At 67.9% G+C, this 14,529-nt stretch carries 12 protein-coding genes and 1 tRNA gene; 1 reads left to right on the forward strand and 12 read right to left on the reverse strand.

Features of this window, described 5'->3' with window-relative positions; genetic code table 11:
- Nucleotides 1-19: 19 nt before the first annotated feature.
- Nucleotides 20-925 carry a DMT family transporter gene (locus ESP51_RS08360; RefSeq protein ID WP_129520449.1) on the reverse strand — a complete coding sequence of 302 codons (906 nt, stop codon included), beginning with the start codon at nt 923-925 and terminating at the stop codon, nt 20-22.
- Nucleotides 926-977: 52 nt separating this feature from the next.
- Here ESP51_RS08360 and def point away from each other — a divergent pair, with 52 nt between their 5' ends.
- The gene (gene def, locus ESP51_RS08365; protein WP_129520450.1) at nt 978-1,544 is read left to right on the forward strand and encodes a peptide deformylase; all 567 of its coding nucleotides are present in this window, start codon (nt 978-980) and stop codon (nt 1,542-1,544) included.
- Nucleotides 1,545-1,586: 42 nt separating this feature from the next.
- Here the strand turns inward: def and ESP51_RS08370 are convergent, their stop codons facing one another.
- The 11 genes from ESP51_RS08370 to dusB all read right to left on the reverse strand — a co-directional run bounded on the left by ESP51_RS08370 (nt 1,587) and on the right by dusB (nt 14,506).
- A complete protein-coding gene (locus ESP51_RS08370) occupies nt 1,587-2,924 on the reverse strand; it encodes a permease prefix domain 1-containing protein (protein WP_241843069.1) in 1,338 nt (445 codons plus the stop codon).
- Nucleotides 2,925-2,926: 2 nt separating this feature from the next.
- Complete coding sequence (locus tag ESP51_RS08375; protein WP_129520452.1) at nt 2,927-3,274, reverse strand: PadR family transcriptional regulator; 348 nt, start codon at nt 3,272-3,274, stop codon at nt 2,927-2,929.
- Between the two features lie 139 nt (nt 3,275-3,413).
- A tRNA-Asn gene (locus ESP51_RS08380) sits at nt 3,414-3,486 on the reverse strand.
- A gap of 82 nt (nt 3,487-3,568) precedes the next feature.
- Nucleotides 3,569-4,426 (reverse strand): ABC transporter ATP-binding protein, encoded by an 858-nt coding sequence (locus tag ESP51_RS08385; protein ID WP_129520453.1) that lies wholly within the window; start codon nt 4,424-4,426, stop codon nt 3,569-3,571.
- Nucleotides 4,426-6,114 (reverse strand): ABC transporter ATP-binding protein, encoded by a 1,689-nt coding sequence (locus ESP51_RS08390; RefSeq protein ID WP_129520454.1) that lies wholly within the window; start codon nt 6,112-6,114, stop codon nt 4,426-4,428. The genes ESP51_RS08385 and ESP51_RS08390 overlap by 1 nt, the downstream gene beginning before the upstream one ends.
- Nucleotides 6,111-7,184: an ABC transporter permease gene (locus tag ESP51_RS08395; protein WP_129520455.1), complete on the reverse strand. Its 1,074-nt coding sequence runs from the start codon at nt 7,182-7,184 to the stop codon at nt 6,111-6,113. The genes ESP51_RS08390 and ESP51_RS08395 overlap by 4 nt, the downstream gene beginning before the upstream one ends.
- Before the next feature lies 1 nt (nt 7,185).
- Nucleotides 7,186-8,280: an ABC transporter permease gene (locus ESP51_RS08400; RefSeq protein WP_129520456.1), complete on the reverse strand. Its 1,095-nt coding sequence runs from the start codon at nt 8,278-8,280 to the stop codon at nt 7,186-7,188.
- An 84-nt stretch (nt 8,281-8,364) separates the two neighbouring features.
- On the reverse strand, nt 8,365-9,996 hold the full coding sequence (locus ESP51_RS08405) for an ABC transporter substrate-binding protein (RefSeq protein ID WP_129520457.1): 1,632 nt from the start codon (nt 9,994-9,996) through the stop codon (nt 8,365-8,367).
- Between the two features lie 189 nt (nt 9,997-10,185).
- A complete protein-coding gene (gene dnaG / locus ESP51_RS08410) occupies nt 10,186-12,057 on the reverse strand; it encodes a DNA primase (protein WP_129520458.1) in 1,872 nt (623 codons plus the stop codon).
- A gap of 42 nt (nt 12,058-12,099) precedes the next feature.
- Complete coding sequence (locus ESP51_RS08415) at nt 12,100-13,377, reverse strand: deoxyguanosinetriphosphate triphosphohydrolase (protein ID WP_129520459.1); 1,278 nt, start codon at nt 13,375-13,377, stop codon at nt 12,100-12,102.
- Nucleotides 13,349-14,506, reverse strand: coding sequence for a tRNA dihydrouridine synthase DusB (dusB, locus tag ESP51_RS08420; RefSeq protein ID WP_129520460.1), 1,158 nt, complete (start codon nt 14,504-14,506; stop codon nt 13,349-13,351). Before dusB ends, ESP51_RS08415 begins: the two co-directional genes overlap by 29 nt.
- Between the last annotated feature and the right edge of the window lie 23 nt (nt 14,507-14,529).

Below are 14,529 nucleotides of genomic sequence, written 5' to 3' on the forward strand. Positions count from 1 at the left end.
ATGGGGAGCACGAATTCGCTCAGATTCGTGTTTGCGGGTGGTTCCTCGCGAGCCGGAAAACGCCCCACACGGCGATCACGCCGGCGAGGACGAAGACTCCATTCGCCCACAGCGGCGCCTGCGACGCCTCGCCCAGCACGATGATGCCGATCGCGACCGCGACCATCGGGTCGACCACCGTAAGCCCTGCGATGACGAGGTCGGGCGGGCCCGATGCGTAGGCATTCTGTACGAAGTACGCACCGAGGCCGGTCGCGGCGAGCAGGCCGACGACGCACAGCCAGGTGAGCCATTCGAACTCCCCCTGCTGAAGTCGGCCGAGCACCACCTTCGCGAGCGTCGCCACGAACCCGTAGAGCACCCCGGCCATGATCACGTAGAAGATCGCGCGGATGTGCCGGCGCATCCATCCGAAGGCCACTCCTGCTGCCGCCAGCACGACCGCGAGGATGATCAGGATCGTGATGAGATGCTGATCGGTCACCGGCTTGTCGACCGCGGTGAAGGCCGCGACGCCGACGAAGAGCAGGACACCGCCGACGCACATCACGATCGCGATGATGGATTTGTGCTTGAGCCTGACGTGGTTGATGCGCGAGTTCAGGATGGAGGTGATCACGAGCGCGATCGCGCCGAGCGGCTGCACGACGATGATCGGCGCGAAGTAGAGACTCGACAACTGGAAGACGATGGCGAGCCCGAGCATCACCGAGCCGAGCACCCATGACGGGCGCGCGAGCAGGAGCGCGAGCTGGTTGAAGCTCAACCCCTTGCCGAGCGTGTCGACGGTGCGCGACTCGACCTTCACCACGCCGCGATGCTGGAACTGCGCGCCCAGCGACAGGAAGACCGCTCCCACGAGAGCGAGCGGAATTCCGATGAAGGAGGTGGGGTCGAGGGCGATCTGCTCGGTGAGCTCGCTCATGTCCGGATCCACGCATCGACCCTACCCGCTCGTCCCCCGATATCCTGTCCGAATGGCCGTGCTCCCCATACGAATCACCGGCGACCCGGTCCTCCACTCCCCCGCCCTGCCCGTCGAGTCGATCGACGATGAACTGCGTGCGCTCGTGCGAGATCTCTTCGAGACGATGGATGCAGCACCGGGCGTCGGCCTCGCCGCTCCGCAGGTGGGTGTGGCGCTCCGGCTCTTCACCTTCGGGTGGGTCGACGAAGCGGGCACCCGCTGGCGCGGCGTCGCCATCAATCCCGAACTCTGGATATCCCCACCGCCCGTCGGCGAGCCCGACCCCGATGAGGAGTCCGAGGGCTGCCTGTCATTTCCGGGCGAGCGATTCGGCTTGCGCCGCGCCGAGCGCGCGATCCTCCGCGCGACCGACCTCGAGGGCGTACGGTTCGAGATCGAGGCCGAGGGCTGGCTCGCGCGAATCTTCCAGCACGAGTACGACCACCTCGACGGCATCCTCTACACCGACCGCTTGGGCGAGCGCGACCAGCGCATCGTCGCGAAGATCAATCGCAAGCTCGGTTGGGGTCAGCCGGGCCAGCAGTGGATGCCGGGCGTCGACGACCTCGAAGGCTGAGCCCGCGGCAGCAGTGCGCGCTGCGCGGCGAAGACCGTGCGATCACGCGAAGCCGAAGAGGAGCGGCACGACGAGCACGACCACCAACACCCAGCCCGCGAACACCGGGAGATATCCGGTCTGCCACCGCTCGAGCCGCACCGCCGGCGCCTTCCCCGCGAGCAGGCGGGCGATGAGCCATGCCGTCACCACAAGGTTCACGAGCAGCACGACGTTCAGCCCGAGCGCTGCCACGCGGTTGGCGGTGAATCCGAACTCGCCCACGCGGGCGAGCATCGAGCCGAGCACGAGAACGTCGAGCACGACGGCGGCGATGACCGCCACCAGGCGGAGCACATCCATCAAGCCGGCCGGGCGGTTCGTGTCACGCGCCGAGATGCCGTAGACCACGAGGCCGAGAACGACGAGCAGGAGCACGTCGAACACGGTCAGCAGGTCGCGGTCGAAGTCGCGCCCGACGCCGGCCACGAGGTATCCGATCGCCGAGACCAGCAGCATGACGGCGAACAACGGCGTGAAGATGGCGGTGAGCACCGGCGCCAGATTCTCGATGACGCTCTTCTTCTCCTCGACGAGCCAGGCTGCCACGACCACGGCTCCCGCGGCTCCCGATGGAACCACCCAGGTCATGACCTCCTGGATCGCGCCGGGGGCGATCGGGGTGAGCACGAGGCCGGTCAGGCCGAGCAGCACCGCGCCGCCGAGGGCGATCAGCGCATAGTAGATCGCCCACTCGCCGGTGAATCGGATGAAATCCATGCGCCGGGCAGCTGAACGCAGGTCTCCCCCGACGTAGGCGACACCCACAACGAACCAGAGCGCGAACGGGAGATGAATCGCGACGAGCAGGTCGGTGCTCGAACCCGGAGGAAACGGGAAGACGTTGACGGCCACTGCGAGCACGGCCACCGCCCCGACGAGGCCCACGGCCGGTCTCCGCGGCATCCGTCTCACCACCGCGAAGTACGCGGCGAGCACCGGCAGCACGAAGAGGCTGAGATCGCGCAGGAACCACGGGCTGCTCGAGCCGGGAACCTGCGCGAGAAGGCGAGCAACCTGGATGAGCACGGCGGTGAGCACGGCGAAACCGAGCATCGTCAGCACCGACTGGCGCCCGCTCTCGTCAGGGTGCGACATCACGAGCTGCTTCCAGAGCCGATCGCTGTGCTCACGAGCGAACTCCGCGGTGATGAGGTCCACTTCACCGAGCCGCTTGACCGCGATGAGGAAGGCCTCATCGCCCGAGAGTCCGGCGCTCTCGAGCTCTTCGATCTGCTCCCGCAGATGGCCTTCGAGCTCGTCGGCGTCGCCTCCGTCGACCGCACGACCCCGAAGGACCGCGGCGCGCCATCGGTCGATCTGGTGCTCGACGGAATCCATGCTCATGCCCCTGTCACCGGAACTGCCATTCCCCACAGCCCGCCAAGAGTGCGGGTCGCGGTGTCCCACTGCCGCCGCTGCTCTGTCAGCTGGGCGCGACCGGCCTCGGTGATCTCGTAGTAGCGGCGGCGCCTGCCCTCGGGCGAGACGCCCCACTCGGCGCGGATGCAGCCCATTCGCTCGAGCCGGTGGAGCAGCGGATACAGCATGCCGTCGGTCCATTCGAGATCGCCGCCGGAGAGCTCACGGACCCGCTTGAGGATCGCGTAGCCGTAGCTCGTGCCCTCGACGAGGATCGCAAGCACGAGCGGTGTCGCCATCGCGGCCACCAGGTCTTTGTCGATGTTCATGACACCCCCGATCCCATCAACACCAGTATACCTTGCGGCTCTATGTATCGCTGATCTAGGTGTCGTGGCGGCAGACAAGCCGCAAGACCGGGTTAACACAAGAAGACCCCGTCCTTCTCTCGAAGGACGGGGTCTGCGGCTCCCCCACTTGGACTCGAACCAAGAACCTATCGGTTAACAGCCGATTGCTCTGCCAATTGAGCTATGGAGGATCGCTTGTTCAGCATCGATACTCTAGCAAAGGGAGTGCCCGACTCCCAATTCGTGCCGGGCCCCGAGCGGCCGCGGCATCCGTCATGCCAACGGGCCTGAGTCGAGCTCGTCGATCACCGCGTGTCCGGCGTCGAGCGCACCCGCGAGTGCCATGACATACGGATGCCGCGGATCGTCGAAGACCTCGTCGATCGTGCCGATCGCGGCGAGCTCGCCTTTGTCGAGCACGGCGATGCGATCGGCGGTGCGACGCAGTACGGGCAGGTCATGGCTGATGATGATCGCCGAGAACGTGTGCTGCTCGCGCAGGTCGCGGATGAGCTGGGCGACCGCGTCACGCACGGTGAGATCGATGCCGGCGGTCGGCTCGTCGGCGATGAGCACCGACGGGCCGAGCACGAGCGCACGGGCGAGCGCGACGCGCTGACGCTGGCCGCCGCTCAGCTCGTAGGGGAAGCGATCGAGCATGCCGAGCGGCAGCCGCACGCTGTCGATCATCGTCGCCACCCGGTTCGTGAGCGCGTGGCGGTTGTACCGACGGTCGCGTTCGAGAATCGGTTCGCCGACGATCTCGGCGACCGTGCGGTCGGGCGGCAGGCTCGACGCGGCATCCTGCGGCAGATACCCGACGTGGAAGCGGTACTCGGGAACCTTTCGCTTGGGCAGGCCCCGCAGTTGGTGGCCGAGCACCGTCGCCTCGCCGCCCGTGATCACCGGTCGCACGTCGCCGGTGCGCGGCTCGAAGGCGACGCCGGAGAGCACCTTCGCGAGGGTGCTCTTGCCGCTTCCGGCGCTGCCGAGCATTCCGAGCACCTCGCCGGGCGCGACCCTCAACGAGATCCCGTGCAGCGCGACGTGGGCGGCACTCGCTCCATGGGCGGGGTATTCGATCGAGAGATCGCTCAGCACGATGGGATAGCGGTGCGCGGCACCGGTCATCAGCCCGCCTCCCGAATGCGCCGGAGTTCCGCGCGGCGCTCGGCCTGGGCGACCGGGTCGGGTACCGGGAGGGATGCGAGCAGGCGCTGGGTATACGGATGCTTCGGAGCTCCGAGCACCTCGGCACCGGTGCCCTCCTCGACGAGCGACCCGCGGTAGAGCACGCCGATGCGATCGGCGAGCAGGTCGACCACGGCGAGGTCGTGACTGATGAAGAGCGACGCGAAGCCGAACTCGCGCTGGAGTTCGGCGAACAGCTCGAGCACGCGCGCCTGCACGGAGACGTCGAGCGCCGAGGTCGGCTCATCGGCGATGAGCAGTTCGGGTTCGAGCGCGAGCGCCCGCGCGAGGCTGGCACGCTGTCGCTGGCCGCCGCTCAACTCGTGAGGGTAGCGGTCGCCGTACGCGCGTGGGAGCTGCACGGCCTCGAGCAGCTCGTTCACCCGTGCTCGGGCTGCATTGGCGTCTTTCGCCCGGCCGTGGATGATGAGCGGCTCGGCGACGCACTCCGCGATCGTCAGGAGCGGGTTGAAGCTCGACGCCGGGTCTTGGAACACGAATCCGAGCCGACTGCGGAGCGGACGGAAATTCCGCTCGCGGATGCCGTTCATCTCCGCGCCGAGTACCTGCAGCGATCCTCCGGTGACCTTCGTGAGCCCGGCGATCGCACGGCCGATGGTCGTCTTGCCCGAGCCGGACTCGCCGACGAGACCGAGCACCTCCCCCGGTCGGATGACGAAGTCGACCCCATCGACGGCGCGGAACCCGGGCCGGCCGAATCGGCCCGGATACGAGATCTCGAGTCCGCGCGCCTCGACGACGGGGGTCAGCTCGGCCCAGCCCGCGGCCCGCGCGGCCACGCGTTCGACCGCGCTCGCGGCACCGTGACCCACGTACGGCACGGCGGCGAGCAAGGCCTTCGTGTAGTCGGCTTGCGGAGCCGAGAACAACGTCTCGACGTCGGCCTGCTCGACGACGTTGCCCTCGTACATCACCGCGACGCGATCGGCGAGATCGGCGACGACGCCCATGTTGTGGGTGATCAGCACGATCGCCGTGCCGAACTCATCCCGGCATTTCCGAAGCAGATCGAGGATCTCCGCCTGTACCGTCACGTCGAGCGCGGTGGTGGGCTCGTCAGCCACGATCAGGCCAGGGTCGAGCACGAGCGCCATGGCGATGACCACGCGCTGCTTCTGCCCGCCCGAGAACTGGTGCGGATAGTGATCGACACGTTCCTCGGGGTCGGGAATGCCGACGCGTCGCAGGATGTCGATCGCCTTCGCGCGCGCCTCCTTCTTGGAGACGTCGCCGTGGGCGCGAATGCCCTCCATGATCTGCCAGCCCACGGTGTAGACCGGATTCAGCGCGGTCGACGGCTCCTGGAACACCATGGCGACGTCGGTGCCGCGCACTTCGCGGAGCTGGTGCGTCGAGAGGTTGATGATGTCGGTCTCGCGGGTGCCCTCACGGTTCGAGAGCACCACCGCGCCGCTGGTCGTCGCCGTCTCGGGCAGGAGCCCGAGGATGGTCTTCGCCGTGACCGTCTTGCCGCTGCCGGACTCGCCCACGATCGCGAGCACCTCACCGCGGGCGACCGACAGCGAGACGTCGTCGACCGCCTTGACCGCCCCGGCATCCGTCGCGAACGAGACGCCGAGGTTCCTGATGTCGACCACCGTGCTCATCGTCTGACCTCGATCCCGTGCTCGTCGAACGATTGGCCGTCTTCGAGGCCCGCGAGGCCTCCAGGACCCGCCGTGAGCGTGCCGCCCGGCACGACCGACGTCGCGGCGACCTCGCCGGATGCCTGCGCGACGCGGCGACGGCCGCGGAGTCGCGGATCGGCCAGGTCGTTGAGGCTCTCACCGACGAGGGTGATGCCGAGCACCGTGAAGACGATGGCGGCGCCCGGGAAGAAGGCCGTCCACCAGATGCCACTCGTGACATCCGATTGCGCCTTGAACAGGTCGTACCCCCACTCGGCTGCCGCCGTGGGCTCGATGCCGAAGCCGAGGAAGCCCAGTGCAGCGAGGGTCAGGATAGCCTCGGACGAGTTGAGCGTGATGATGAGCGGGAGGGTGCGTGTGGCATTGCGGAAGACGTGCTTGAACACGATCCGGGAGTTCGAGGCGCCGAGCACCTTCGCCGATTCGACGAACGCCTCGGCTTTGATCCGCACCGTCTCGGCCCGGATCACCCGGAAGTACTGCGGGATGAAGACGACCGTGATCGACCCCGCCGCCGCGAGCACGCCGCCCCACAGGTTGGATTGCCCCTGCGAGATGACGATCGACAGCACGATGGCGAGCAGCAGCGACGGGAAGGCGTAGATCGCATCGCACACGACGACGAGCACGCGATCGAGCCAGCCGCCGAAGTACCCGGAGAAGAGGCCGAGCGCGACGCCGATGAAGATCGAGAGGACCACGGCGATGACGATCACGAGGATCGCGGTCTGGGTGCCCCAGATCACGCGAGAGAACACGTCGTAGCCGCCGACCGTGGTGCCGAACAGGTGTTCGGGCGAAGGCGGCTGCTGTGTGCCGAACGACCCCGACTCGTCTTTGCGCTGCGCGAAGCCGTATGGGGCGATGAGCGGCGCGACGATCGAGCAGAGGATGAACACCGCGACCATGACGAGACCGGCGACGAGCATGCCACGCTGCAGGCCCATGCTCTGCCGGAGCTGGTGCACGATCGGGAGCCGATCGCGCAGCGGGCGACGACGCACGGGAGTGGCGGATGCCGCGGTCATGTCAGTACCTCACCCTCGGGTCGATGAACGCCGCGATGATGTCGACGATGAAGTTCGTGAGGGCGACGATCACGGCGAGCAGCACCACGATGCCCTGGACGGCGACGAAGTCACGCGATTCGAGGAACTCGGCGAGGATGAAGCCGAGGCCCTTCCACTCGAATGTCGTCTCGGTGAGCACTGCGCCCGAGAGGAGCAGTGCTATCTGCAGGCCGATGACGGTGACGATAGGGATCAGCGCCGGCCGATAAGCGTGCTTGCGGAGCAACCGTGACTCGGCCACTCCGCGGGAACGCGCGGCGTCGACGTAGTCGGTCGAGAGCGTGCCGATCACGTTCGTGCGCACGAGCCGGAGGAAGATGCCGCCCGTGAGCAGGCCGAGGGCGATCGCCGGCAGCACGGCGTGCGCGAGCACGTCGCCGAGCACGCCCGGGTCGCCGGTCATGAGTGCGTCGATCGTGTAAATGCTCGTCTTGTTCGGGAGGACCTGCATCTGCAGTTCGGCGCCCACGCTCGCCCGCCCGGCGACGGGAAGCCACTTGAGCCACACCGCGAAGATGAGCTTCAGCAGGAGGCCGGCGAAGAAGATCGGCACGGCGTACCAGAGGATCGCGAGCACGCGGAACACCGCGTCCTGCGGCTTGTCGCGGTGATAGGCCGCGAGGCGCCCGAGCGGGATGCCGACCGCGAAGGCGACGATGAGCGAGTAGGCAACGAGCTCGAACGTCGCCGGCCCGTACGTGAAGAGCACATCGATGACCGGACGGTTCGTCGTGAGCGTCGAACCGAAGTTGAAGGTCGCCACCTGGCCGAGGTATTCGAAGTACTGGATGAAGAGCGGCCGGTCGTAGCCTGCAGCCTCACGGAGCGCGGCAAGGGCCTCGGGTCCGAGTCGCCCGCCCTGTGCGGCGGTGATCGGATCGCCCGTCGTTCGCATCAGGAAGAAGACGAGGGTGACGAGGATGAAGATCGTCGGGAAGATCAGCAGGAATCGGACGAGCAGATAGCGTCCGAATCCACCGCCCTGCGACTTCGGCTTCGGTCGGCCAGCGGTGGGTGCTCCCTCGCTGACGGGTGCGGTGTCAAGTGTGCTCATGGAATCCTCGGGGTACAGGGGAACGGGGGCGACCCGCGGTAGCAGATCGCCCCCGTCGTCGAGCTTCAACGACTCTAGCTGGAACTAGCCCTTCGACAGAACGGCGTACCGGAACTTGAACGAGCCGTCGAGGGTGTCTTCGGCCCCTTCGATGTCGGTTCCGACCACGGCGACCTGGGCGCCCTGCATGTACGGGATCGTGGAGAGGTCGGCCGCGACCTTCTCCTGGATCTCGCCGATGAGCGCCTCGCGCTCGGCCGGGTCCTGCGTGACCGCCTGCTCGAGGATCAGGTCGTTCACCTCGGGGTTGTCGTAGTGGTTCACGAGGAAGTTCTCCTTGAGGAAGAACGGCGTGAGGTAGTTGTCGGCATCCGAGTAGTCGGGGAACCAGCCCATCTGGAAGATGGAGTACAGGTCGGCGACGCGGTCCTCGGAATACTGGACCCACTCGGTGGACTGCAGGTTCACCGTGAACAGGCCGCTCTCCTCGAGGTTCTCCTTGATGACGGCGTACTCATCGCTCGACGACGGTCCGTAGCGCTCGGCCACGTACTGGATGTTGAGCTCGAGCGGGGTCGTGACGCCGGCCGTCGAGAGCCGCTCGGCTGCCCGGTCGGGATCGGGTGCGCCGTTGCCGTCGCCGTACAACTCTTTCAGCGCCTCGTTCGCGCCCGCGAGTCCCTCGGGTACGTAGGAGTACAGGGGCGTGAAGGTGCCCTTGTAGACGTCTTCCGAGATGGCATTCCGGTCGATGAGGTCGGCGATCGCCTGGCGGACGGCGAGCGCCTTGGCCGGGTCGGCCTCAGCGGTCGTGGCACCGAACGGCATGGTGTTGAAGTTGAACACCAGGTAGCGGATCTCGCCACCGGGGCCGTCGACGACCTGGACGTTGTCGTTGCCGCGGAGGTCTTCGATGTCGGTCGCACTGAGGGTGCGGTTCGCGACGTCGATGTTGCCCTCCTGCACGTCGAGCTTGAGGTTCGACGCGTCGGTGTAGTACTTGACGTTCACGGTCTCGGTCTTCGCCGGGGCGAGGAGTCCCTTGTAGTCGGGGTTCGCCTTGTACGAGATGAGGTTGTTGAAGTCGTAACTCGTGATGACGTACGGCCCGGCGAACGCGTTCGCCTCGACGATCTCGTCGTCGGGAGTGAGCTCGTCGGCCGCGAACACCTCGTCATCGACGATCGCGCCGGGGAAGCTCGTGAGGATCTGCGGGAAGACCTGATCGTTCTCCGCCTTCAGGTTGAAGACGACGGTCGTGTCGTCGGGGGCGTCGACGCTGTCGAGGTTGTAGAGCAGCGACGACGGGCCGTTCGGGTCCGCGATGGCGAGCTGGCGGTCGAAGGTGAACTTCACGTCGGCGGAGGTGAGGTCGTTGCCATTCGCCCACTTGAGGCCCTCGGGGAGGGTGACCGTGTACTCGCTCGGCGAGGTGAACTCGGCCGACTCTGCGAGGTCGGGCACCACTTCGGTGCTCTGGTAGTCGGTGTTCAACAGGTACGGGAAGACCTGCGTGTGCACCGCGAGCGAACCGTTGTCGTACGAACCGGCCGGGTCGAGCGCCGTGACCTGCTCGGTGGTGCCGATGGTCAGCGTGCCGCCGCCGGTGTCGCCGTCGTCGCCGCCGGGGGCGCAACCCGCGAGAGCGAGCGCTGCCACCGAGACACCGGCTGCCGCGATGAGGCCGCGACGCCGGTTCGTGGATGCGGATCTCATATCCGTCTACCTCTTCCTGTCAGGAATGAAGCGCGCAGCAGCGAACCGCGGCGCGTTCTCGTATACCCCAGACCTAGCACAACGAGGCCCGGATGTTGCATCGAGGGCCGTCGAAACGGAGGAATATTTACCGATCTGCAATCTTCCACGCACACGATCCGCGTTGAACGCCCCGTTGACGGACGGAAGTCATTCGGCTCGAAGCGTGCGCCGCTCGGTCTCGAGCTCGACGAGCGCGCGCTGCAGTGCCGCGAACGTCGCAGCGTCGCTCGGGGCGGTGCGCTGGAGCCGCCCGAGCAGTTCGGACTTCTGCCGCAGGAGCTCACGATCGACGAGCGCGCTCACGACGCCTCGCACGTAGGAGGCGAGCTCTGCCTCGGCGCGTTGCGGAACGGGCGCTACCGCGAGCTGCTGCACGACGCCGGCGAACGGGGCCGGCACCTCGGCGACGACCCGCTCGATGCGGATGGCCGGGTCGGGCGAAGCGAGCACCGACGCGATGCCGTCGCGCACGACCGCGAGCGAGGCGTTGCCGAATCGGCTGTCGGCGGCGTGCCGCAACAGGTCGTGGCCAACGGCGTCGGGGAACTGCAGCATGGCCTGGAGGGCGTCGCGCTCGAGGCGCGTGGACGGGTCGCTCGGCAGCTCCGTGATCGAGAACGGGCGCTCGGCGGCATCCGTCGCCCCCTGCTGGCCAGAGCCGGCACCGGATGCCGCCGACCCGCCCTCACTGCCCGGCTTGGGCCGCCCCGTGGCACCGCGCACCGCACGAGTCACTTCGGCGAGTTCGAGCCCGAGCATGCGAGCGAGCTCTCGCGTGTACCCGGGGCGGAGCGACGGATCGCGGATGTCGGCGACGATCGGCGCGGCCGCCCGCAGTGCCGCGACGCGGCCCTCGACGGTCTCGAGGTCGTAGCGGGTGAGCGTGTGGCGGATCACGAACTCGAACATCGGCTGCCGCGAGTCGACGAGCGATCGCACCGCGGCATCGCCTCGCGCCAGGCGGAGGTCGCATGGGTCGAGCCCGTCGGGCGCGACCGCGACGAAGGTCTGCGCCGCGAAGCGCTGCTCCTCGGCGAAGGCGCGCATCGCCGCCTGCTGCCCGGCCGCGTCGCCGTCGAAGGTGAACACGACCTCTCCGAGTCCGGAGTCGTCGCCGAGAACGCGGCGGAGCACCTTGATGTGATCGACGCCGAAGGAGGTGCCGGACGTTGCGATCGCCGTCGTGACACCGGCGAGATGGCACGCCATCACGTCGGTGTAGCCCTCGACGACGACGACGCGATGGGTCTTGGCGATGTCGCGCTTGGCGAGGTCAAGGCCGTAGAGCACTTGCGCCTTGTGGTAAATCGCGGTCTCGGGAGTGTTCAGGTACTTGGGGCCCTGGTCGTCGTCGAGCAGGCGTCGCGCGCCGAACCCGACGGTCTGCCCGGTGACATCGCGAATCGGCCACACGAGACGGCCGCGAAAGCGATCGTAGACGCCGCGGTCGCCCTGCGAGACGAGACCGGCCGCCGCGAGCTCCTCGGTCGTGAAGCCCCGCCTCTTCAAGTGGTTGGTGAGCGCGTCCCAGCTCTTCGGCGCGAAGCCGACGCTGAATCGCCTCGCCGCCTCGGCGTCGAACCCGCGTTCACCGAGGAACCGCCGACCCACCTCCGCCTCGGGCGACCCGAGCTGCTCGATGAAGTACTCGGCGGCGGCCTGGTTGGCGGCGAGAAGTCGCGCGCGGTTGCCGTGATCGGATGCCTGCCCGCCGTCTTCGTAGTGCAGCTCGAAGCCGATGCTGCCGGCCAGTCGCTCGACCGCCTCGGTGAAGGAGACGTGGTCCATGCGCTGGAGGAACGTGTAGACGTCGCCCGACTCACCACAGCCGAAGCAGTGGTAGTAGCCGAGCCCGGGCCGCACGTGGAAGCTCGGACTGCGCTCGTCGTGGAAGGGGCAGAGACCCTTCAGCGAGCCGACGCCCGCGGACTTCAGGCTCACGTGTTCGCCGACGATGTCGGCGATGTTGACGCGGGCCTTCACCTCATCGACATCGCTCTGTCGAATGCGGCCCGCCATGGACTTCATCCTAGTTCGCCGGGCCGGCAGCGAGGGTGGCCATCAGCGTTGCACGAGCCGTTCGTACCAGGCGAGCGCCGATTGATCGGTGAGGCTCGCGACCTGGTCGACGACGACGCGATGGCGCGCCGCATCATCGGTCGCAGCGGCCCAGTCGGCCGAGAACCCCGGGTCGAGCTCGGCCCCGTTGCTCGCGAGCAGCACGTCGGCCAGGTCGGCGAGGATGCGACGTTGCTGCGTGTAGATGGGCTGCCTCGTGTTGCGCGACATCACGAAGGTCGCGACGATCCCCTTCAGCACCGCGATCTCGGCTTGGACGTCGAGGGGCACGACGATGTTCGCACCGAACCGCACGAGGCTCGCGTCGGGGTGCGCGGCGAGCGTCGCCGACATGGCGCCGTGCACGAATCGGCCGATGAGCTGGCTCGTGAGGTTCTTGAGCGCTCCGAGGTCGTGACGCGAGCCACTCCACGCGGCCGGCCAGCCGTCGAGCCGTTCGAGCCGGTCGAACGCGGCGATGAGGCCGTCGTGACCGATCTCGCCGCCGATCCACTCGTGCATCGAGTCGACGAGCGCATCGTGGTCGACGCGGCTGCCGAGCGCCGCAACGTCGATGTAGCCGTTCACGATCGCGTCTTCGAAGTCGTGCACCGAGTAGGCGATGTCGTCGGAGAGGTCCATGACCTGGGCTTCGATGCAGCGCACGCCCTCGGGAGCTCCTTCGCGGAGCCAGGTGAACACCTCGAGGTCGTCGGTGAAGAACCCGAACTTCGCCCGGCCGCTCGGATCGGCGACCGACGACTCGGCCGGCCACGGATACTTACAGCTGGCGTCGAGGCTCGCGCGCGTGAGATTCAGCCCGTAGCTGCGACCGTCGGCGCCGAAGACCTTCGGCTCGAGTCGCGTGAGCAGGCGCAGGGTCTGCGCGTTGCCCTCGAATCCCCCGATGTCGGCCGCCCAGTCGTTGAGGGCGCGCTCGCCGTTGTGGCCGAACGGCGGGTGCCCGAGGTCGTGCGCGAGGCACGCGGTGTCGACGACGTCGGGGTCGAGGCCGAGGCTCTCCCCCAGTTCGCGACCCACTTGGGCGACCTCGAGCGAGTGCGTGAGCCGGTTGCGTGCGAAATCGAGGCCGGCGGTGGGGCTCAGCACCTGGGTCTTCGCGGCGAGCCGCCGAAGCGCGCTCGAATGCAGCAGGCGCGCGCGGTCGCGGGCGAAGTCGCTTCGGGGTGAGGAATGCTGCTCGGGCAGCCAGCGATCGGCATCGAACTCGGTGTAGCGCCCCACGATCGCGTCAGCCGCCACTGGTGTCCAATTCCGCATCGACGAGCGTGACCCGGTCGTCGCCGACGAGCTCTTGCGAGTCGAGCCAGCGCTCGGGCAACGCCGGCTTCTTCGGCGTGCCTGCGCGCCCCCGTGGCCCCTCGGCGCCTTCGCCCGGGTAGGGCGTCGACCAGTCGAGGGTGCCGAGCAGCTCGTCGAGCTGCTCGAGCGACTCGACCGTCGCGAGGCGCGAGCGAAGCTCACCGCCCACGGGGTAGCCCTTGAAGTACCAGGCGACGTGCTTGCGGATGTCGCGGCACCCTCGCTCCTCGCTGTCGAAGAACTCGGTCAGCAGCTCGGCATGCCGGCGGAAGGTCTGCGCGACCTCGCCGAGCGATGGCGTGGCGGTTCGCGCCTCGCCGCGGAACGCTGCAGCGAGATCACCGAAGAGCCACGGCCGGCCGAGGCATCCGCGCCCGACGACGACGCCGTCACAGCCGGTCTCGGACACCATGCGGAGCGCGTCGTCGGCCGACCAGATGTCGCCGTTGCCGAGCACCGGCACGCTCGTGACCGTCTCTTTCAGTCTCGCGATCGCCGACCAGTCGGCCTCGCCCGAGTAGAACTCGGCGGCCGTGCGCGCGTGCAGTGCAACGGCCGCGACGCCGGCGCCTTCGGCGATGCGGCCGGCCTCGAGGTAGGTGAGGTGGTCGGAGTCGATGCCCTTGCGCATCTTGATGGTGAGGGGCACGTCGCCGGCGGCGCGCACCGCCCCCTCGACGATGCCCCGGAACAGCCCCGTCTTCCACGGCAGCGCGGCACCGCCACCCTTGCGCGTGACTTTCGGCACGGGGCATCCGAAGTTCAGGTCGATGTGGTCGGCCCGGTCTTCGGCCACGAGCATCGTGACGGCCTCGGCGACCGTCTTCGGATCGACGCCGTAGAGCTGGATGGAACGCGGGACCTCTGACTCGTGGTGGGTGATGAGCCGCATCGACTCGGTGGTGCGCTCGACGAGCGCGCGCGAGGTGATCATCTCGCTCACGTAGAGGCCGGCACCGAACTCGCGGCAGAGCCGACGGAACGCCGTGTTCGTGATGCCCGCCATGGGCGCGAGCACGACGGGCACGTCGAGTTGGAGCCCGCCGATCGTGAGCGGGCCTGCGGGAAGCGTGGTGATCGATGACATCACCGTCGATTCTCCCAGACTTG

Source organism: Agromyces albus, assembly GCF_004134825.1.
Lineage (GTDB): Bacteria > Actinomycetota > Actinomycetes > Actinomycetales > Microbacteriaceae > Agromyces > Agromyces albus.

What these genes read in the sequence shown, in the direction of transcription:
- def (WP_129520450.1), top strand. Translation starts at nt 978, where the DNA reads ATGGCCGTGCTCCCCATACGAATCACCGGCGACCCGGTCCTCCACTCC.
- ESP51_RS08405 (WP_129520457.1), bottom strand. Translation starts at nt 9,996, where the DNA reads ATGAGATCCGCATCCACGAACCGGCGTCGCGGCCTCATCGCGGCAGCC.
- ESP51_RS08370 (WP_241843069.1), bottom strand. Translation starts at nt 2,924, where the DNA reads ATGGATTCCGTCGAGCACCAGATCGACCGATGGCGCGCCGCGGTCCTT.
- ESP51_RS08400 (WP_129520456.1), bottom strand. Translation starts at nt 8,280, where the DNA reads ATGAGCACACTTGACACCGCACCCGTCAGCGAGGGAGCACCCACCGCT.
- ESP51_RS08390 (WP_129520454.1), bottom strand. Translation starts at nt 6,114, where the DNA reads ATGAGCACGGTGGTCGACATCAGGAACCTCGGCGTCTCGTTCGCGACG.
- dusB (WP_129520460.1), bottom strand. Translation starts at nt 14,506, where the DNA reads ATGTCATCGATCACCACGCTTCCCGCAGGCCCGCTCACGATCGGCGGG.
- ESP51_RS08395 (WP_129520455.1), bottom strand. Translation starts at nt 7,184, where the DNA reads ATGACCGCGGCATCCGCCACTCCCGTGCGTCGTCGCCCGCTGCGCGAT.
- dnaG (WP_129520458.1), bottom strand. Translation starts at nt 12,057, where the DNA reads ATGGCGGGCCGCATTCGACAGAGCGATGTCGATGAGGTGAAGGCCCGC.
- ESP51_RS08375 (WP_129520452.1), bottom strand. Translation starts at nt 3,274, where the DNA reads ATGAACATCGACAAAGACCTGGTGGCCGCGATGGCGACACCGCTCGTG.
- ESP51_RS08415 (WP_129520459.1), bottom strand. Translation starts at nt 13,377, where the DNA reads ATGCGGAATTGGACACCAGTGGCGGCTGACGCGATCGTGGGGCGCTAC.
- ESP51_RS08360 (WP_129520449.1), bottom strand. Translation starts at nt 925, where the DNA reads ATGAGCGAGCTCACCGAGCAGATCGCCCTCGACCCCACCTCCTTCATC.
- ESP51_RS08385 (WP_129520453.1), bottom strand. Translation starts at nt 4,426, where the DNA reads ATGACCGGTGCCGCGCACCGCTATCCCATCGTGCTGAGCGATCTCTCG.